Below are 19,764 nucleotides of genomic sequence, written 5' to 3'. Positions count from 1 at the left end.
GGTCTCAGATCCGGACAAGAGTCTTTCCTATGGTGCGGCCCGACATCAGGTCGATGAAGGCCTGGGGGAGCGTCTCGAACCCGTCGCGCACATTGGCGAGCGGCTTCAGCTTGCCTTCCGCCACCCAGGCGTCCAGCTCGGCCTGCGCCTGCCCCAGCACCTGCGGGTAGTCGTAAGTGATGAAGCCCTGCATGCGGATGCGGTTGACGACGAGCTGCCAGAGCGTGCGCACGCCGTGGGGATGGTCGGCATCGTTGTATTGGCCGACCATGCCGCAGACGGCGACGCGGCCATGAAGGCGCATCAGCGGCAGGACCGCCTCCAGCACTTCGCCGCCGACATTGTCGAAATAGACGTCCACGCCCTCGGGCGCGGCCCTGGCGATTTCGGCGGCGATGTCCGGCGTGGCGCGATAGTCGATGGCGGCGTCGAAGCCGAGGTCGCGGATCACTTGGGCCTTCTCGGGCGAGCCGACGATGCCGATCACCTTGCAGCCCCGCGCCCGGGCGATCTGACCGACGGTGGACCCGGTCGCGCCCGCGGCGGCGCTGACCACCACGGTTTCGCCCGGCTTCGCCTCGCCCACGGCGAACAGGCCGACCCATGCCGTCAGCCCCACCGGGCCAAGCGCGCCCATGTAGTGATGCAGTTCGGTATCGGTCTGCCGGTTGACCTTTTCCAACCCCCAGGCCTCGCCGGAAAGAACGTAGTGGTCAGACCAGGTCGCGAAAGCGCGCACGAAAGTGCCCACCGGATAGTCCGCATGCCGGGATGCCACGACCTCGCCCAGCGACATGCCCTTGATCGGTGCGCCCAGCGCCACCGGCTCGACGTAGCTGGGCCGGTCGTCAAGGAAACCCCGGATCGCGGGATCGACCGAGCCCACCCGCATCGCCACCAGGAACTCGCCCGGTCCCGGCGGTGCCAATTCGGTTTCCGTAAGGCGGAAATCCTCCCCCACGGGCACGCCTTGCGGCCGCCTCGCCAGGACTATCTGTCTGACCTTTCCCATCCGCGCAGCTTAGACGCCGCGCGGCCGCGGGGACTGCTAGTCGAAACGCTAGGTTCGGGAATTTCCGGCCTTTGTCACAGTCCCGGCCACAAGCAGAGCGCGGGAAGAGGAGCATTGCCATGACCATGAGTCCCGAACAGATGATCGATTTCGTCGACCGCCTCTATGCCGCCACCGGCGCGGGCGACTGGGACACGGCATCGGCCATGCTCACCGAGGATTTCGTGGCTCACGAGGCGGACAGCCTGCCGATGGCCGGCGAATATCGCGGCCGCAACGGGTTGCGCGAACTCTACGCCAAAGTCATGGGCCTGTGCGACGTGGTCGCGCTCGACCGGATCGAAACCACGGCGGGCAAGGACTATGCCGTGACGATCCTGTCGCTGCGCTTCGCCGATCCCGCCCTGCCGCCCGCCGAGATCTGCGAGCGCTTCCGCTTTCGCGACGGAAAGTGCTGCGAGATCAAGCCCTTCTATTACGACGCCGCTCCCTTCGTGGCAGCCAGTCGCGCCAAGACGGCCCAGGCCTGAAAAGCAGGCCGGGATGCCCTCCGGGTCGCACCGGGGCTCCGGCGATAACAGCGCCAACGATTGCGGCACACGATTGCGGCAAAGATGCCACAGCGGGGTGCGCCGCAGCGAAAATCTCGTCTGAATTCAGCGCGAAAACACCCCGACTCGGCCGATGAAATCAGGGCGTGAAGCGTCAGAAACGGCGGAAAACCGTCCCCTACTCCAAAAGAAATGCACAGAAAGGTTCGCCGGAACGTTCTTTATCGGCGCTGAAATGTTATGCTCGCATTGGCAGCAATCAGCATGGGACCACGAATGCCGAAGGACGCAACGGTTTACTCGATCGATTCCACGAACCCCCGGACCGGCTCGTCCAGACCGTCATTGAACGAACAGCTTTCCGCCATCCTGGGTGACCTGCGCGAGCGGATCGCCGAGGCGGACGACGTGACGCTGGAATTCAAGGGCAAGCTCCACGTCCATCTCGACGTCAAGCGGGGCGAGGATCTGCCGCTGGTGGAAGCCAAGCTGGCCGATCTGGGTGAAGGCATGTTCTCGCAGATCAGCCGGGGATCGACGCCCAATCACCCCTTCTCGCACCGGGTGAGCGCGCTGGTGACGATCTGAAGCTACCGCGCCGCCGGGATTTCTCGGCGGCCGCAAGGCAGCGGCGGGCCGGTTAGGCCATCTTGGCCGCGTAGATCATCCGGCCCTCGCCGAGGTGGTCGAAGGCGCGGCCCAGGAGGCTGTCCCCCACCGCGAGGCAGCCCTGGCTGCGGCCGAGCTTACCATGGGCCCCGATCATGTTCGGCTCCGCATACCAGGCCCCGTGGATGACGATCGCCCGTTCCAGCGCGTTGCTGTTGGTATCGTCCAGGCCCACGAGCCGCTGCGAACGGCCGTGGCCGCCATAGTAATAGTCGGCGGTGAGATAGGCGCCTTCGCTGCTGGCGTTGGAGCCGGGACGGTTCGAGAACCGCTGCAACCAGCCGGTATGGCCGGGATCGGAGCCGCTGCCGTGGGCCACGGGCAGCGACGTGATCTTGCGATTGTCTAGGTCCACCAGGTGGAAGCGCGGCTGCGAGGACGAGGCCGAGAAATCCACCACGCCGATCCGGTCACGCTTCACGCGACGATCGTGGCGGTCCAGCGCCTTCATCGCGGCATCGAACAGCTCGGCGCGGATTCCCTCGGGCTGGAACGGCGCGGGCACCGGCGGCAAGGCTGCCGGGGACACCGGCGCGATCGAGCCCGCGTTCGGCCCGGTCTTGGGCCCGACGTTGGGGAGGACAAGCGAAGCACCACGCCCCCGCTCCGGCAATGCGGACGAGATGGCGCGGGCTGCAGAGGACGATGTCGCTGCGAACGCGGTGGCTGCAACGATCAGATTGCGACGGCTGAACTTCATATCCTCGGTGCCATATAGCGATTCCGTCGACAAAGTCTTGGCCAGATTCGCCTCCTTCGCCACAAGCTCTTGTCCCCGCATCGAAAGACGTGAAAGGTTCATACACCATGACGACAGGCCGATCCGCTAGACTTTCGAGTGAGGACTACCGCCTGGCGGTCGCTTCGATCATCCGTAACCTCCAGAAGAACGGGGATTTGTCCGACGCCCAGCTGGCTACCCGACTGGGCTGCTCCACCGGGACGATCCGCAATGCGCGCGGCCGGGCGACGAGCCTCGATCCACTGATTCTCGCGCGAATCGAACAGGAGTTCGGACCGGGCGCGATCGACCCCTTCCTGGCCCTTGGCAAAGTGCGCGCCGTGCCGCTGGCCGATGCCACCCTGCCGATGGACCCCGTCCTCGCCATCGTCGAAGCCCTGCACCGAATCGTCGAGGTCCAGTCCGTGGACAGCGAAGGCGGCTCGCGGATCACCGTGGCGGAGCTGCGCAAGATCATCGAGGAACTGCGCCACGGCCGCACGGCGCTCGACGCGCTGATCGCCCGCGCCGAGGCGATACGCTGACGGCAACCGTCCGGAAATGGGACGCGGCGGGACCCGCGTGCCCGGAAAGCCGCCATTCCGCCCTGCCTGCCCGATTCGCCTCGCTTGCGTGCCGGCTTGAGCGCCTCGCCCTGAGTAGCTAGGCTGGCGCCAGGCACAGGGTCGCGAAACTGCATGACTTCAGACGAACGCCGGTTGGATGGCTGGAAAGCGATAGCGGCCTATTTCGGCAGGGACCGCACCACGGTCGCGCGGTGGGCGCGCGAACGGGGACTGCCGATCCACCAGCTTCCCGGCGGCAAGCAGAAAACCGTCTTCGCCTATCGGCACGAACTGGCGGAATGGGAAAGCCGCAATCCCGGCGTGGAAGAAGGCGCTGCCGGACCTGCCGCCGAAGCCGCGCCATCCCCGCCCGCATCGACATCCCTACCCCTGCCGCCCCTGCCTCTCGCCGCGCCCGTTCCGGCCCGCAAGCGCTGGTCCTGGCCCGTGGCGCTGGCTATTGCGCTGCCGCTTCTGCTGGCGGCGGGACTGCTGGCCTGGCCGAAAAACCGCCATGAACAGCTTCCCCGCGATCCGGCGGCCGCGCGCGACTTCATCGCTGCGCGGGACGCCTGGGCCCATCGCCGCCCCAAGGACCTGGAAGCGGCGATCCAGCTTTACGGCGCGGTGATCGCGCGCGAGCCGGACTATGCCCCCGCGCGCGCCGGACTGGCCGAAACCTGGCTGATCTACCGTGAATATGGCGATGTCAGCGACGCGGAAGCCTTCGGCAAGGCCAGGATCGCCGCGGCCAAGGCACTCGAACTCGATTCGGGCCTCGCCAGCGCACACCGCGCCGAGGGGTTCATCGACTACTGGTGGGACAACGACCCCGCCGCCGCGCTCAAGGCCTTCGCCGACGCCCTGCATGACGACGACGACGACGGGCTGACGTACTTCTGGCTGGCCAACATCCTTTCCGACCTTGGCGAGAGCGACCGGGCGGAGCGCTATTACCAGCGCGCCGTGGCGCTCCTGCCCGGATCCCAGCCGATCGCGGTGGAGCACGCCTGGGCCAGATGGCAGGCCGGCCATGATGCGCAGGCGCTGGCCGCTCTGCTCGATCTCAAGCGCACCTATCCGCAGGACGCCACGGTCAGCAGCTGCCTATCGTGGATCTATCTTGGCCAGGGCGACATCCACGGTTTCGCAAGGGAATTCGCGGACTTCGCCCGCCTGCGCCACGATCCCGCCACCGAACGACTCTCCGCCCGGATGACCCGCGCGGTCGCCGAGGATCCCGCCCATGCCCACCGCCTGATGATTGCCGATGCCCTTTCCGAAATCGCGCAGGGCGGACGGCGCATTCGCCAGACACCGGCCTTCTACGCCGCGTCGATGAAAGACCGTGAGCAATTGGTGGAATTGATGCACGAGGCCGTCATGCTGGGCGAGCACTGGTACTCGCGCCCGGTCACCCGCCGGATCGAAGCAGGGTGGAAGGACGACCGCGAGGTCATGGACCTGCTGAAGCAACTGGTGCCGCCAGTACCCAGGCAGGCCCTTCCCTGAGAGGAAAATCGGGTCAGGCGGAATGCTTTGAAAGGCCGGGTTTTCGATCTGTGTTCATGCGCACGTTCGGCAGGGATGCCATGCCCCTATCGTTCTGACTTTCTGATGCAATTCAGCGCTCTTCCGCAATTTGCAGCAATTTGCATCATCATAGAATCACGCGTTTCGTTGTATGACGTGTGCATGGGCGCCGGGGGCGGCAACTTCCAACGAAGTTGCGGGGATCGGGGGATCTGACCGGCCGGCGCTTGCAGAAAGCGACCCATAAACTGGCCCCGTCGGGTGTAGGACCCGCGGGGCCTACTTTTTGCGTCTGAAGATAGCGCTGCACTCAGACGACCCGCTTGCGCCAGTTCCAGCCATGGCCCGCGACCAGCAGCAGGCTGCCGATCACCGTCAGCGCCGTCTCACCCAGAAGGGCATGGTCGCTGTTCAGGATCGCCAGCACGAGACAGGCTATGCCGCCGACGCCCAGGATCGCCGGCCCCGCAGCGCCGTGCCGGCGATAGCCCAGCAGGAAAGCTGCCAGCGCCGCCGGGGCCACCAGCCCCAGCGCGGCAATATGGAACAGTTCGGACTGGAAGAACGCGCCCAGCAGCCCCGGCAGCAGGAACAGCAAGAGCGGCAGCGCCAGGCAGTGGATCATGCAGAGCGTCGAGGCCGAGATCGCCGTCGATTCCACAATGTCCGCCAGGAGCCGCCCCCGGACATGGTCCCGGCTTTCGCAACGCTCGCTCATCGAATTCGGCTCCTGCTTGATCAAGTGATGATACAACATTACATTCTGACTGCTATTTGGCGATGCGATCTCCGTTGAAAAGGGCATGCCGTGAAAAAAACTGCCATGAAGAAAGAACGGGAGCGCCCGGACGCGTGCACGGCCCTGTCCCTGGGACCGGACGCCGAGGCGCTTCACGACATTGCGTGCGGCGACGTGGACCTGGCAATCTGGACGCGCGCGCTGGGCACCTCCCTGGCGCAAGAGGTGGAGACGCTCGATCTCGACCGTGCCGACGATGTGCTGCTGACGTGCCTTGCGGACCAGGCCGCGGCGGCGCTGGCCCCGCGCCTGGTCGAAAGCGGCCATGCGCCCTGCCCGGCCCTGCTGGCCGACGTGGCGCTGCTGGCCCGCCTCCACGCCGGGGTTGCCGGAAAGCCGGGGGTGACGATCCGCCTCGAAGTGGTCGAGACCGACGCCTGCCGCAAGTTCCACGCCGACTATGTCACGCTTCGCACGATCACCACTTATCGCGGGGTCGGAACGCAGTGGAAACGCGTGGACCATGAACGCATCCATGCGCTGAAAGCGGGAGAAGTGGGCGTGTTCAAAGGCAGGCTGCTGCGCGAACAACCGTCCATCCTGCACCGGTCACCGCCCATCGCAGACTCCGGTGAAACCCGCCTGGTGCTGGTTATCGATTCGAACCCGAGCCGCTAAGCGCTGCTCCACCGATTCGGTTCCCCGCAGAGCGACGAACGGTGCGCCCCGTGCGATCATCTCGCCGGGGCCGGGCTACCTTCCAAAATCAGAGACGTTATAACGTCCCCTCATGAAGAAGGTCTCCCTGGTCGCTGCCGCCCTCCTTTCCCTTGCCGCTCAAGCCTTTGCCAGCCCGGCTCTGGCGCAGCACCTGCAATGCGTGCCCTATGCCCGCGCGCAGTCGGGGATCGGCATCCATGGCAATGCGGCCACCTGGTGGGAACAGGCCCAGGGCAGCTACAAGCGCGGCCACTTGCCGCAGACCGGCTCCGTCCTCGTGTTCAAGTCCACTTCGGCCATGCCTTATGGCCATGTCGCGATGATCCGTGAAGTCGTGGACGCCCGCCATGTCCTGCTCGATCATGCCAACTGGTCCGGCCCCGGCGTGATCGAACACAGCGCACTGGCCGAGGACGTTTCCGAGGCGGGCGACTGGAGCAACGTGCGCGTCTGGTACGGCCCCAGCCACGCCCTCGGTTCGCGTGAGAACCCCACCTTCGGCTTCATATATGGCAGCAGCGGCACCGGCTCCGCCACCGAACTCGCCACGGCCAGGGATGACGACGAGGCCAGCAGCGCCGGCTGAGTTCCGCGAACCGGCGTCACTGCAAGATGTCCCATTTGTAACATATTGATAACACGCTCGATCGCGTATTGAGTAATGTTATTACATCACATTAGACGAAGCCTCCTAGCCGATCCCAGGGGGTTTTTTCTTGTCCGTTCGCATTCTGCACCGATCCGCCGTCTCGCTTCTTGCGCTGGTTCCCGCCGCCGCCTTTGCCGAGGAAGCGGCGCCTTCCGCCCCGCGTGAGATCCTGGTCACTTCCGCCCCGCTGCAGGAAAGCGCCGACGAAACCGCGACACCGGTGATCACGCTGACCGGCGACGAACTCGCCCACCGCCGCCAGGGCACGCTGGGCGAGACGCTGGCGGGCCAGCCCGGCATCCACTTCGACAACTTCGGCGGCGGCGCCAGCCGTCCGGTCATCCGCGGGCAGACCTCGCCGCGCGTGCAGGTCCTGTCGGACAGCACCAATGTGCAGGACGCTTCGGGCATCTCGGCCGACCACGCCATTACCGGCGAGCCGCTGCTCCTGCGCGGCATCGAAGTGCTGCGCGGCCCATCGGCCCTGCTCTACGGCGGCGGCGCGATCGGCGGGGCCGTGAACCTGCTGGATACCAAGATCCCCACCGAAGTGCCGGTGGGCGGCTTCACCGGCTCTGCCGAAGCGCGGCTGGGCACGGGCGACGACGAGCGCTCGGCCGTCGGCGGCGTGACCGTGGGAACCGGCTCGCTGGCCCTGCGCGTGGAAGGCGCTCACCGCGAGACCGACGACTACCGGGTGCCGCGCGCCTTCGGCGAAAGCCGCGTGCCCGGATCCTGGAGCGAAAGCTCCACGTTCACGGCGGGCGGCGCCTGGATCGGTCCCGACGGCTATCTCGGCGCCAGCTATACGCGCGTGCGCAGCGAATACGGCTTGCCGGGCCACAGCCACGAATACGAAGGCTGCCACACCCACGGCATCAGCCTCCACTGCGGGTCGCACGATCATTCGGAAGAGGGGCATGACGAAGAGGGCCATGACCACGAGGATGACCACGATCATGACCACGAGGACGAAAGCATTTTCGTCAAGCTGCGCAGCGAGCGCTTCGACATTCGCAGCGACTATCGCGATCCGCTGCCCGGCTTCGAACGCGTCCGCGTCCGCATGGCCCACACGGCCTACCGCCATGACGAGATCGAGCACGACGAGATCGCCACGACTTATCGCAACAAGGCCTTCGACCTCCGCTTCGAACTGACTCACAAGCCGCTGGCGGGCTTCCGCGGCGTCTTCGGCGTCCAGCACGCGGACAGCACTTTCAGCGGCATCCACGCCGTGACCGAGAACGACGTCAAGACCTATACCCCGTTCGACATCGACAACACCGCGCTGTTCCTGCACGAAAGCCGCGACTTCGGCCCGGTCCGCATCGAGGCGGCCCTGCGCCAGGAATGGCAGCGCATCCGCCCGCAGACCGCGCTGTCCGCCTTCATGCCGGCCACTGCGCACGATCCCTTCTCGGTTTCGGCATCGGCGCTCTGGAAAGTGACGGAGGGCTACTCGCTGGCGCTGTCGCTCGCCCGCTCGCAGCGCGCGCCGAACGTGCAGGAGCTTTATGCCTTCGGTCCGCACTTCGCGTCGAACACTTATGAGATCGGCATGGTCACCGGCCGCACCTTCAACGGCATGGCCTCCACCGAAAGCCGGCTGGAAACGGGCAAGTCGATCAACCTGACCTTCCGCAAGACCAGCGGCGCCACCACCTTCACCCTGGGCGCCTACCACCAGAAGGTGGACAACTACATCTACGGCCAGACCCTCGACCAGTATGAGGACTTCCGCCTGATCCACTATGTCGCGGCCGATGCCACCTTCACCGGCGTCGACGGCGAAGTGCGGCACCAGGTCATGCCCGAGGTGGGCGTGGCCGTGTTCGGCGACTATGTCCGCGCCAAGCTGACGGACGATCGCGGCAACCTGCCGCGCATCCCGCCCGGCCGCCTCGGCACGCGGGTGGACGCCGCGACCGGGCCTTTCACCGCCAATGCCGAATACTACCGCACGTTCAAGCAGGACCGCATCACCGACTTCGAGACCGAAAGCCCCGGCTACGACATGCTGAACCTCACCCTTGCCTACAAGCTGGGCCTCGGTGCCGGGCGCTGGGCCGAAGTCTTCGCGCGGGGCAGCAATCTCACGAATTCCTTCGCGCTCAACCATGCTTCCTTCGTGAAGGACGCCTCGCCCTTGCGCGGACGCAACGTGGTGTTCGGCCTGCGCACCGGGTTCTAGAGGATCACTGCTCCAGGGGCCTTTGGCTGGTCGCAAACGCGAAGACCCGGGCAGATGCGGCTGGAGGGCGCTGCATCTGCCCGGGTCGGTTTCCTGCCGCGCCGTTCGCCGGGTCCCGTGGCGAGCGGCACGGCAGTATGAAGGGGAGAGTTCCCGCTCTCCCCTGCAATCGGGCCTGCAACCGGTTCAGAGCTTGGCCTGCATACCCACGAAGATACGCTGGCCGGGGTAGTACAGCTCCACCGGCATGTCCTTGTTGATATAGGTCTTCGAATATTCCTTGGTGATGTTCTGCATCTCGAAGAAGACGTCGAAGTGATACTTCGGGAAGCGCAGCGTGATCTTGCCGTCGAGGTAGCCTTCGCCCTTGCGGTAGATCGGGTTGTTGCCGTTATTGGCGTCCAGCGCGTTATCCAGCCACTTCGAGCGATAGTTGTAGCTCATGCGGAAGTTGAGCCAGTCCTTGTCGTAGAAGAAGCTCGCATTGTAGGTGTAGGACGAAAGGCCCGGATATTCCTTGAGCGGCTCGTTGGTCGCGGCATTGGTCAGGTTGGTGCGAATGGCGCGGGCATAAGTGAAGTTGCCCGAGGCGCCGAAGCCGTCCAGCGGCTTGGGCAGGAAAGTGAACACCGTCTGCGCGCTCGCCTCGATACCGTCGAGCAGGGCGCCCTGGCCGTTGACCGGCTGGCGAACCGTGTACGTGATGCCGTCCTGGAACAGGTCCACCCCGTTGCGCACGGTGTTGCCGATCACGAAGCTCGATTCGTACTTCTTGTAGTAGCCCAGGCTCAGCATCGTATCCGCATTGGGATACCAGGCCAGGTTCAGTTCCCACTGGTCCGCGCGGTAGGGCTTCAGTTCCGGGTTGCCGGCCGTGCAGATGTCGTCGGTGCCGGAGATGGTCTGGTCGTCCACGCAGTTGATGTTCGGCACCAGATCGAGCGGCCTCGGCCGGGCCAGGTTCTTGGCATAGTTGGCGCGCAGGTAGAGGTTGGGCTGGAGTTCGAGGTTGGCGTTGAACGCCGGCAGGAAATCGGTGTAGCTGTTGGAAAGCGACAACTGCTGCGCGGCGATGACCACGGTTTCGGTGCCGCCGGTCGCGTTGAAGCGCGTCACCCGGCTGATATTGGTGCCAAGCCCCTTGTCCTCGGTATGGGTGAAGCGCAGGCCGGCATTGCCGGTGAGCCGCATGCCCAGGATCTCGGTATCGACATCCATCATCGCATAGCCCGAGAACACCTTCTCGGTGATCTGGGCGCTCGGGATCTGCGGATAGCCGTCTGCGAAGCGCACGAGGTCGTGATCGAAGCCGGAGAGATCGTAGATCTGCGACAGCACGTCGGAATTGAAATTGGGGAAGGCCAGGCGGCTGGGAATGCCCGAAGGCGCGTTCTTGAGGCCGGTGTAGAGCGGCGCGCCGCCCGTCACCCCGCCAATCGACGAGATCAGCGATCCATACTGCGCCGGCGTGATGAAATAAGTGTTGCCGTTGCGCGCTACGGCCGGATTGTTCTGGATCGTCGTGGTGTAGGACACGTTCGCGCTTGACTGGTAGGTCATGGTGGCCGGATCGATCAGGATCGAGCCGCCGCCCAGGTAGTTCAGGAACTTCTGCCGACGCGCCTGGGCACCGAATTCGAACTTGCTGATGATCGGGTGATCGATCTCCCAGTCCAGGTCCAGCTTCAACTGGTCTTCGGTGTTGTTATATTCGGCGGGACGGTATTGCACGGTCGGGCCGTAGACCGGAAGCACCTGGCCATTGGCGCCCGTGCGCGTGAAGTCGGAATAGACGCCCGGATCGGAAGGGTCGAAGTTCGACGGGAACTGGAAGACCGGGATACCCTGCGCGTTGTTGCGGTCGATCACGATGCCCGACACGCTCGTGCCCAGCGAGATCAGGTTCGTCTGGGAATCGGTATGCGCCTTGGCATGCGACCCCATGAAGTCGATGTGAACCCGGTCGAAGTCCCAGCGGAAACCGCCCGAGAAGTACTTCGAGTCCTGATCGTAGGAGAAATCGCGGCGCTGCACACCGATGATGTTCGCGGCGCCGTTCCAGTTCGGGGCCGCTGCCGTGCCCAGATTCACGGCGTTGAGCGCCGTGGTCACGCCGGTGACGACATGGTTCTCGTTCACCGTCGAGCTGCCCAGCGCCACTTGCTGGCGCGAAGTGCCGCCACCCGCGCCTGCGGCCAGCTGCGGATCGAGATTGAAGCGCTGGATCGCGCCTAGATCGACCGAATAGTTGACGTCCTGCAGGTTCTGGTTGCGCTTGTTGACCTGCACGTTGGCATAAGCGCGGAAGTTGGGCGCCACCTGGTATTGCAGCGTCAGGTCACCCGAGATGCGCTTGTCGTTGCGCACGAGGTGGCGGTAGCGCGGCACTTTGGGCGCCCAGTCGAAGAACTGCGTCTCGCAGGCCAGGCGGTTCGCGGTGGCCTTGGCGGTCGTGGAGCCACCCACGCCGGCGCAGCTTTCGTAAGTGTTGTAGGCATCGTAGAGCGGATCGGCGACGGTCTTTTCGGTCGAATGATCGAAGTCGGCGATACGGCCCCAGTTCGTGTTGCTGATGTAGTCCTGACGCGTGTTCACGTCGCTGTAGGTACCGTTGAACAGGATACCCAGGCCGTCGATCAGGAACTTCGGCGTTCCGGCAAAGAACGACACGCGCGGACGCCAGGTCTCGGTGGTGTCGAGGTGCTGGCCCGATACGGTTGCCGAAAGGATCGGCTTCAGCAGATCGAGCGGCTTGCGCGTTTCCACGCGCACCGTGCCGCCGATGCCGCCTTCGGTCAGGTCCACGGCATAGCCCTTGTAGACGTCGATCGACTTGACCAGTTCCGTCGCCAGTTCGCGGAAGTCGCCGGAGCGCTCACCGAGGGCGCTGACCTGGCTGACGCCGTTGATTTCCACGCGGTTGAGGTCAGGCTCGACGCCGCGGATGGAGACTTTCACGCCCTCGCCGAAGTCGCGGCTGAGCTGGACGCCGGTAATGCGGGCCAGCGAGTCGCCGATGTTCTTGTCCGGGAAACTGGCAATGTCGTCGGCAACGATCGAGTCGACGACGGTATTCGCCTGCTTCTTGCGGTTGATGGCCGATTGCAGCGAGGCGCGGGTACCGACGACGACGATGTCGTTGGCAGTCGTGATGACTTTTTCGGCAGTCTTGTCATCGATCCGTCGCGGCGCATCCTGCGCCGCTTCCGGAGCCGGCGTTTCGGAATTAGTCTGAGCATATGCGGGGAAGGAAACCGCCAGAGATCCGGCGAGAGCCAGGCCCGATACCCCTCTAAAGGCATGGCGACCGAGCTTCGTTGCTTGCGAATTCCTCGTATTTCCAACGGTATGCTTGCGCATATCCTATCCCCTCTTTTAGCCCTGTCGATCTTGTTTCGACGCTTTTGCATCGTTCGATCGAATCAGTTTCTAGACGGACACTTATTGAACCGATATGTGGGATGCAATGCTATAATTTGGACCAGAGTGGTTCCATAACCGGAGGATGTTGCAAATGGCGGCCCAAATCCGCGCGCTGGCCCTGATCCTGGGCCTCGTTTCATCCACTCCCGCTTTCGCCGCGACTCCGCCCTCACGACCGGCAGCGGAGCGGCTCGGCCGCGGGGCCGTGGCACTGCCGGCCAGGGACGGCGGAATCCTCGTGACCTGGCGGTTTCTGGCGGACGATCCGCAGAATGCGCGCTTCCGCGTGCTGCGCGGCGGCAAGCCGGTGCACGTCACCCGGACGGGCGAGGCGACGGCCTTCGTCGACACATCAGGAACCACCGAAAGCAGCTATGCGGTGGAGCGCATAGGCGACCGCGCCGGTCCGCAGCGTGCCATGATGTGGGACAAGGGCTATCTCCCGATCCCGCTCTCCCCTCCCGCGGACGGCATGACGCCCGCCGGGGAGGCCTATTCCTACACGGCCAACGATGCCAGCCTGGGCGATCTCGACGGAGACGGGCAGTACGAGATCGTGCTGAAGTGGGATCCGAGCAACAGCCACGACAATGCCCATACCGGCTATACCGGCAACGTCTTCCTCGATGCCTACCGCCTCGACGGCACTCGGCTCTGGCGCATCGACCTTGGCCGCAACGTGCGCGCCGGGGCACACTACACGCAGTTCCTGGTCTTCGACTTCGATGGCGACGGCCGCGCCGAAGTGGCGCTGAAGACGGGCGACGGCACGGTCGACGGCACCGGCAAGGTCATCGGCGATGCGAATGCCGACTGGCGCAGCAGCGGCGGGGAAGTGCCGCAGCAGGATCGCACCGGCGCGAGAGTGCTGGCGGACGGCACCAAGGTGGCGCCGATGCAGGGTCGCATCGTCAAGGGGCCGGAATACCTCACCGTGTTCGAAGGGCTGACCGGCAAGGCGCTGGCCACCGCGCCTTACGATCCGCCGCGCTATCCCGGCGGCAATCCCACGCCCGAGCAGCTCGCCGCCTCCTGGGGCGACGGCTATGCCAATCGCTCCGATCGCTTCCTGGCCGGGGTCGCCTATCTCGACGGGCATATGCCCAGCATGGTCTTCGGCCGCGGCTACTACGCGCGCACCGCGCTGGCCGCCTGGGACTGGCGCGGCGGCAAACTGACGCAGCGCTGGCTGTTCGACAGCTCCGCCACCGGCAACGAGGACTATGCCGGGCGCGGCAACCACCAGCTTTCCGTCGCGGATGTCGATGGCGACGGGCGCGACGAGGTGATCTACGGCTCCATGGCGGTGGACGATAACGGCAAGGGCCTCTGGACCAAGCCGCTGTTCCACGGCGACACCATGCACGTCAGCGACCTCGATCCGGCGCGGCCGGGCCTCGAAAAGTTCGGCGTGTTCGAGGACATTCGCCGCAACGGCGGGCTGGGCTCGGCGCTGCTCGATGCGCGCACGGGCGAAGTGCTCTGGACCACGCCTGCCGAGCAGGACACCGGCCGCGGCGTTGCCGCCGATATCGACCCGCGCCACTACGGCGCCGAGTTCTGGGGCTCCAATTCCGACCGCCTCTACGATACCAAGGGCCAGCCGATCGGCGCCCGCCCGCGCCAGATGAACTTCGCGATCTGGTGGGATGGAGACCTCCTGCGCGAGCTGCTGGACGGCACCACTATCTCCAAATGGAACTGGGAGCAGGGCACGTCCGACACGCTGCTTGCCCCCGAGGGGCTTGCCTCCAACAACGGCACCAAGGCCAATCCCGCGCTCCAAGCCGATCTCATCGGTGACTGGCGCGAGGAAGTGATCTGGCGCCGCGCCGACAACCGCGAACTGCGCATCTACACCACGCCTTTCGCCACGCCGCACCGCTTCGTCACGCTGATGCAGGACCCGGTCTACCGCCTGGGCGTCGCCTGGCAGAACACCGCTTACAACCAGCCGCCGCATACCGGGTTCTATCTGGGCGCGGGGCCGAAGGGCGAGCGATAGGGAGAGGCGGATAGCGGCATTCTTCGGCCGCCCGCTACTGACTTCCCCCTTCGTCATTGCGAGCGTAGCGAAGCAATCCAGAGCAGTTCTGCGCCGCTCTGAATTGCCGCGTCAGCTTGGCCTCCTCGCGGGTGACGAAGGGGTAGGGGAAGACCGGCGGGAGGGCCGAGCAAGCACAAATACCGCCGCACCCTGTTGACGATTCGATCCACATAATGAAATATCATCCCACATAAGACGCTTACGAAGCGCCACATCCAAGGGAGAGACGATGAGCAAGCTGGTCTGGAGCCGCCGTGAGATGCTGGCCCAAAGCCTGGCCACTACCGCGGTCGCCGGTTCGATGGCACTGATGGCGGGCCGCGCGGATGCAGCCGCGACGGGGCCGGTGGAGCCGCTGGGCTCCGGCATCGCGCCGGGTGACGACGTGGTCTGGCTCGACGGCGTTGCCCCCTCCGCCCACGAAGGTCAGTCGTGGGGTCAGCCCTGGCCGCGCGGCACGCGGTTCGACAAGCGCGGCTACGTGCTCGAAGGCGCGGGCGGCACGCGTGAAGCGGTGCAGACCTGGCCGATGGCGTGGTGGCCGGACGGGTCGATCAAGTGGACCGGCCATGCGACCGGGGCGAACGGCGGGCGCGCCAATGGCCTGCGCGTGGTCCCCGGCAGCGCCAGGCCCGCGCAGACCCTCTCCGTGCGCGAGGCTGCCGATGCCGTGACCGTCACCGTCGGCCAGACCGTCTGGACCCTGGGCCGCTCGGGCGAAGCGCTGATCCGCTCCGCGCGTGTCGGCAATGCCGAAGTGCTGCAATCGGTGCGCCTGCTCGCCAGCGCACAGGACCGGGCCGACGACGAGGACGGCTCGCCCAATCTCGCCCGCTGGACCGGCACGATCGACAGCGCCACGGTCGAACAGAGCGGCCCGATCCGCGCCGTCGTCAAGCTCGACGGCCGCCATCGCGGAACGGAAGGCGACTGGATGCCCTTCTCCGTCCGCCTCTATTTCCACGCCGGGTCGAACAGCGTGCGGCTGGTCCATTCGATGATCTTCGACGGCGATCCCGCCAAGCGCTTCCTTCGCGGCCTGGGCCTCGAAGGCGCGGTGCCGATGCGCGACAAGCTCCACGACCGCCACGTCCGCTTCGCAGGTGAGAAGGGCGGCCTCTGGGGCGAGGCCGTGCGCCCGCTGACGGGCCTGCGCCGCGATCCCGGCAAGGCCTTCCGCGACGCGCAAGTCGCGGGCGCGGCCACGCCGTCGCTCGACCAGATGGGCGCGGCAGTGCGCCAGAACCTGGAATATATCCCCGCCTGGGGCGACTTCCGCTTGCGCCAGCCCAATGCGGACGGGTTCTCGATCGTCAAGCGCACCAAGCCCGACTTCGGCTGGATCGACGTCGATACCGCCGGCCGCGCGCCGGGGCTGGGCTATATCGGCGGGCCTTCGGGCGGCGTCGCCTTCGGCATGCACGACTTCTGGCAGCGCTGCCCGGTCGGCCTCGACGTCGCCGACGCCGCCAGCGACACCGCACGCTTCACGGTCTGGTATCACGCCCCCGATGCCCCGGCGATGGACCTGCGCTTCTATCACGACGTCATGGGCATGGAGAGCTACGAGGCGCAGAACCTGGGCCTCGACGTGACTTACGAGGACTACGAGCCGGGCTGGGGCGACGCCTCCGGGATCGCCCGCACCACCGAGTTCCGCATCTGGGCCCTGCCTGCCACGCCCCCGCGCGAGCGGCTGGCCGCGATGGGTGCGGGGCTGGCCACGCCGCCGCGCATGGTCGCCAATGTCGCGCGGGTCCACTCCGCCGGACTGTTCGGCCCGTGGAGCCCGATCGCCTCGGGCGGCCCCTTGCGCGCCAAGATCGAGACGCGCGCCAAGCAGGAACTCGATTTCTACATCGGCCAGGTCGACCAGCGCCGCTGGTACGGGTTCTGGAACTACGGCGATGTCATGCACAGCTATGACAACGACCGGCACGTCTGGCGCTACGACATCGGCGGTTTCGCGTGGGACAACAGCGAACTCTCCACCGACTTGTGGCTCTGGTATGGCTTCCTGCGCAGCGGCCGGGCCGAGGTGTTCCGCCTGGCCGAGGCGATGACGCGCCACACCGGCGAAGTGGACGTCTACCACTCCGGCCGGTTCAAGGGCCTCGGTACCCGCCATGGCGTCCAACACTGGGCGGACAGTTCGAAGCAGCAGCGCATTTCCAACGCCGCCTATCGCCGCTTCTACTACTACCTCACCACCGACGAGCGCTGCGGCGATCTGATGCACGCGCTGGTGGATAGCGACTATGCGCTGAAGACGGTCGATATCGGCCGCAAGGTCATGCACCGCGCCGACGCCAGCAAGCCGCCTGCCGGAACCGGCGCGGTAGTGGCCGAACAGCCGCTGCCCGACGGCCAGATCTTCATGCAGTTCGGCACCGTCTGGGGATCGATGCTGGGTGCATGGCTTACTGAGTGGGAACGCACGCGTGACACCCGCTGGCGCGACCGGATCGTTGCGGGCATGCGCTCCATCGCCGCCCTGCCCAAGGGCTGGCTGGCGGGCGGTGCGGCCTTCGACCTGGCGTCCGGGCGCTTCGTGGGGCCGGGTAACGAGGTGAACATGAGCCACCTCAACGGCGTGTTCGGCGTGTTCGAGATCACAGCGGAACTGCTCGAACTCGTCGATGAGCCGGCTTTCCGCAAAGTCTGGCTGGACTACTGCGAACTCTACAACGCGCCAGAAGCCGAATTCCGCGCCCGCACCGGCGCATCGGGCAAGGGCCGCGCGCTGACGCAGGCCCATTCGCGCTACACCGCCTATGCCGGCGTGCAACTGGGCAAGCCGGACCTCATCAAGCGGGCCTGGGGCGAATTCTTCGGCGCGGGCGACCGCGAAGGCCGCGACCAGACGCGCGGCGCGCACAAGGTGACGGGCGCCGCCGTGCTCAAGCCGGTGGACGAGATCGCGGAAGTCTCCACCAACGATGCCGCGCAGTGGGGCATCGCCGCCACCGTGAACCTGACGCTGATCGGGGACGTGCTGGAATGAAGCGCTTCGCCGCCGCCTTGCTGCTCATGCTGCTTTCGGCGGCGGCGAACCCGCCGACGGACGACTTTCGCCATGGCCTCTCGCGCTGGCGTGTCGAGGCCGAGGCGCCTTCGCGCGTTAGCGCCCAGGACGGCGTCCTGGACATCGACGCGCCGAAGGGCATTTCGCTCTGGTGGACCGCCGAGCTGACCGGCCCCGTCGCCGTCGAATACGAGGTCATGGCTGTTTCGGAAGGCGGGCCGAACGACGCGGTGAGCGACGTCAACGCCTTCTGGATGGCCAGAGACCCCGCCGCGCCGGATGGATCGCCGCTCGCCCAGCCCCGCAGCGGGGCTTTCGCGGAATACGATACGCTGAAGACTTACTACGTGGGCATCGGCGGCAACCGCAACACCACCACCCGGATGCGCCGCTATCTGGGTGAGCCGGGCAACCGCCCGCTCCTGCCCGAGCACGATCGGTCGGACCCGGCCGCTTTGCTGGTGGCGAACCGCTGGACGCCCATGCGCGTCGCCGCCGAGGGCGGACGGATCACGGTGGATTTCGGCGGCAAGCGGCTCTTCACGATGGACGACCCCGCGCCCTATCACCGAGGCTGGTTCGCCTTGCGCACGACCAAGAGCCACCTGCGCATCCGCAATTTCCGGATCGTGCCCCTGGGCGCGCAGAAACGCAGCGGCGCCGCCCCGTGATGGCCGCCCCCGCCGAGAGTGCATCCCACCCGCGCTTTCGAAGGTTGAGCTGCACGCGAACGCGCTGCGCGTTTGCGCCTTTGTGCAAAGCGAATCCGCGCCGTTCCGCAACATCATCCCGTCGTCCCCGCGCATGCGCAGGGACGACGGAGCGCTTCAGAAGCAGCCGAAAAGCCTCACGCCCCTTCGGAGGGAATCCGCAAGCCGTGCCGCGCAGCAAAGCGGGCGAAGCGCGTCAGCCACAATCCCGCGCGGCCGTCCGGTTCGAACAGCGGCGCGCCGTGACCGCCCTTCTCGATCACGTAAAGCTCGCTGGGAATCTTCGCGGCCCGGCACCCCTCGAACATGGCCAGGCTGTTGCCGCAATCGACCACCGTATCGTCCGCCGCATGGCCGAGCAGGATCGGCGGCGTGGTCGCAGGAACCTCGACGTTGACCGAGTAGCGCCGCGACAGCGCCTCGCTCGGGCTCGCGCCCAACAGCTCGCTGCGCGATTGCGCATGGGCGAGCGGCGGCTCCATGCTGACCACCGGAAAAAACATCCCCGCCACCAGCGGCCGCGCGTCCAGCGCATCGGCCGCGTCGACCGGATCGTAGACTTTGGCGGCAAAGCGCGTGGCGATGCTGCCGCACAAGTGGCCGCCCGCCGAGAAGCCGATGGTCGCCACATTGGCAGGATCGATGCCCCACTTCGCGGCATTGGCGCGGATCACGCGCATGGCGCGCTGGGCGTCCTGCAAGGGCGTGTCCGGACCGCTGGTCCAGCCGTCGTGCGGCAGGCGGTAGAGCAGTTCGAAGGCGGTCACGCCCTGGCTGGCGAACCAGCGCGAGGTGGCGGAGGGCCTGGTGCCCATCGCCACGCGCGCATAGCCGCCGCCGGGGAATGTCAGCACCGCCGCGCCGGTGGGCTTGGCGGCCGGGCAGACCGTCAGCATCGGCGTGGCGACATGCGGCCAGGCGAAATCGTCAGGATTGCCCTTGTTGGTGCGCAGCACGCGCTCCTCCTGCACGCCGCCCGAAGGCAGCCCCGGCGGCGTACTAGGCCAGATCGGAAACCGCTCGAAAGCAGGCGTATTCTCGCCGCCTTGCGCCAAAGCGCGGCCGGACAACAAAGGCGCGGCAGCCAGCGCGCTCAGCGAACCCAGGAATTGACGGCGATCACTCGACATATTGCACTCTCCCCGAAAGGTCATTCTATGTATCGGAACATGTTGAAAATCATTCGGACTTTGTCGCAGCGGGAG

The 19,764-nt window shown here is 66.1% G+C and carries 15 protein-coding genes; 10 read left to right on the top strand and 5 right to left on the bottom strand.

Going from position 1 to position 19,764, the window contains the following annotated elements; genetic code table 11:
* Nucleotides 1-4: 4 nt before the first annotated feature.
* Nucleotides 5-1,012, bottom strand: coding sequence for an NADP-dependent oxidoreductase (locus EDF57_RS05455; RefSeq protein WP_134093392.1), 1,008 nt, complete (start codon nucleotides 1,010-1,012; stop codon nucleotides 5-7).
* 119 nt (nucleotides 1,013-1,131) lie between these two features.
* On the opposite strand from EDF57_RS05455, the gene EDF57_RS05450 reads away from it, so the two are divergent.
* Both EDF57_RS05450 and EDF57_RS05445 read left to right on the top strand, forming a co-directional pair.
* Nucleotides 1,132-1,542, top strand: a complete 411-nt coding sequence (locus tag EDF57_RS05450; RefSeq protein WP_314467299.1) for a nuclear transport factor 2 family protein — start codon at nucleotides 1,132-1,134, stop codon at nucleotides 1,540-1,542.
* 366 nt (nucleotides 1,543-1,908) lie between these two features.
* Nucleotides 1,909-2,151 carry a hypothetical protein gene (locus tag EDF57_RS05445; RefSeq protein ID WP_243840894.1) on the top strand — a complete coding sequence of 81 codons (243 nt, stop codon included), beginning with the start codon at nucleotides 1,909-1,911 and terminating at the stop codon, nucleotides 2,149-2,151.
* A gap of 52 nt (nucleotides 2,152-2,203) precedes the next feature.
* Here EDF57_RS05445 and EDF57_RS05440 read toward each other — a convergent pair whose 3' ends face one another.
* Nucleotides 2,204-2,932, bottom strand: a complete 729-nt coding sequence (locus tag EDF57_RS05440; protein WP_134093391.1) for a murein L,D-transpeptidase catalytic domain family protein — start codon at nucleotides 2,930-2,932, stop codon at nucleotides 2,204-2,206.
* A 107-nt stretch (nucleotides 2,933-3,039) separates the two neighbouring features.
* Between EDF57_RS05440 and EDF57_RS05435 the strand changes: the two genes are divergently transcribed.
* Nucleotides 3,040-3,498: an XRE family transcriptional regulator gene (locus EDF57_RS05435; protein WP_132267590.1), complete on the top strand. Its 459-nt coding sequence runs from the start codon at nucleotides 3,040-3,042 to the stop codon at nucleotides 3,496-3,498.
* A gap of 153 nt (nucleotides 3,499-3,651) precedes the next feature.
* Nucleotides 3,652-5,031 carry a tetratricopeptide repeat protein gene (locus tag EDF57_RS05430; protein WP_134093390.1) on the top strand — a complete coding sequence of 460 codons (1,380 nt, stop codon included), beginning with the start codon at nucleotides 3,652-3,654 and terminating at the stop codon, nucleotides 5,029-5,031.
* 331 nt (nucleotides 5,032-5,362) lie between these two features.
* Here the strand turns inward: EDF57_RS05430 and EDF57_RS05425 are convergent, their stop codons facing one another.
* On the bottom strand, nucleotides 5,363-5,770 hold the full coding sequence (locus EDF57_RS05425; RefSeq protein WP_166675182.1) for a MerC domain-containing protein: 408 nt from the start codon (nucleotides 5,768-5,770) through the stop codon (nucleotides 5,363-5,365).
* A 105-nt stretch (nucleotides 5,771-5,875) separates the two neighbouring features.
* Here EDF57_RS05425 and EDF57_RS05420 point away from each other — a divergent pair, with 105 nt between their 5' ends.
* The 3 genes from EDF57_RS05420 (at nucleotide 5,876) to EDF57_RS05410 (ending at nucleotide 9,354) form a co-directional block, all read left to right on the top strand.
* The gene (locus EDF57_RS05420) at nucleotides 5,876-6,469 is read left to right on the top strand and encodes a DUF1826 domain-containing protein (protein ID WP_134093388.1); all 594 of its coding nucleotides are present in this window, start codon (nucleotides 5,876-5,878) and stop codon (nucleotides 6,467-6,469) included.
* Between the two features lie 112 nt (nucleotides 6,470-6,581).
* A complete protein-coding gene (locus EDF57_RS05415; RefSeq protein WP_132267597.1) occupies nucleotides 6,582-7,097 on the top strand; it encodes a CHAP domain-containing protein in 516 nt (171 codons plus the stop codon).
* Between the two features lie 130 nt (nucleotides 7,098-7,227).
* The gene (locus tag EDF57_RS05410) at nucleotides 7,228-9,354 is read left to right on the top strand and encodes a TonB-dependent receptor (RefSeq protein WP_243840893.1); all 2,127 of its coding nucleotides are present in this window, start codon (nucleotides 7,228-7,230) and stop codon (nucleotides 9,352-9,354) included.
* Nucleotides 9,355-9,540: 186 nt separating this feature from the next.
* Here the strand turns inward: EDF57_RS05410 and EDF57_RS05405 are convergent, their stop codons facing one another.
* On the bottom strand, nucleotides 9,541-12,714 hold the full coding sequence (locus tag EDF57_RS05405; RefSeq protein ID WP_134093387.1) for a TonB-dependent receptor: 3,174 nt from the start codon (nucleotides 12,712-12,714) through the stop codon (nucleotides 9,541-9,543).
* Between the two features lie 154 nt (nucleotides 12,715-12,868).
* On the opposite strand from EDF57_RS05405, the gene EDF57_RS05400 reads away from it, so the two are divergent.
* The 3 genes from EDF57_RS05400 to EDF57_RS05390 all read left to right on the top strand — a co-directional run bounded on the left by EDF57_RS05400 (nucleotide 12,869) and on the right by EDF57_RS05390 (nucleotide 18,520).
* Complete coding sequence (locus tag EDF57_RS05400) at nucleotides 12,869-14,782, top strand: rhamnogalacturonan lyase (RefSeq protein WP_166675181.1); 1,914 nt, start codon at nucleotides 12,869-12,871, stop codon at nucleotides 14,780-14,782.
* Between the two features lie 271 nt (nucleotides 14,783-15,053).
* Nucleotides 15,054-17,828 carry a Tat pathway signal sequence domain protein gene (locus EDF57_RS05395; RefSeq protein ID WP_134093386.1) on the top strand — a complete coding sequence of 925 codons (2,775 nt, stop codon included), beginning with the start codon at nucleotides 15,054-15,056 and terminating at the stop codon, nucleotides 17,826-17,828.
* Nucleotides 17,825-18,520: a DUF6250 domain-containing protein gene (locus EDF57_RS05390; RefSeq protein WP_134093385.1), complete on the top strand. Its 696-nt coding sequence runs from the start codon at nucleotides 17,825-17,827 to the stop codon at nucleotides 18,518-18,520. The genes EDF57_RS05395 and EDF57_RS05390 overlap by 4 nt, the downstream gene beginning before the upstream one ends.
* A gap of 176 nt (nucleotides 18,521-18,696) precedes the next feature.
* Here the strand turns inward: EDF57_RS05390 and EDF57_RS05385 are convergent, their stop codons facing one another.
* Nucleotides 18,697-19,689: an alpha/beta hydrolase gene (locus EDF57_RS05385; protein ID WP_134093384.1), complete on the bottom strand. Its 993-nt coding sequence runs from the start codon at nucleotides 19,687-19,689 to the stop codon at nucleotides 18,697-18,699.
* Between the last annotated feature and the right edge of the window lie 75 nt (nucleotides 19,690-19,764).

The sequence above is a fragment of the Novosphingobium sp. PhB55 genome, assembly GCF_004368805.1.
Lineage (GTDB): Bacteria > Pseudomonadota > Alphaproteobacteria > Sphingomonadales > Sphingomonadaceae > Novosphingobium.
This window is presented reverse-complemented; position numbering and strand designations above follow the sequence as displayed.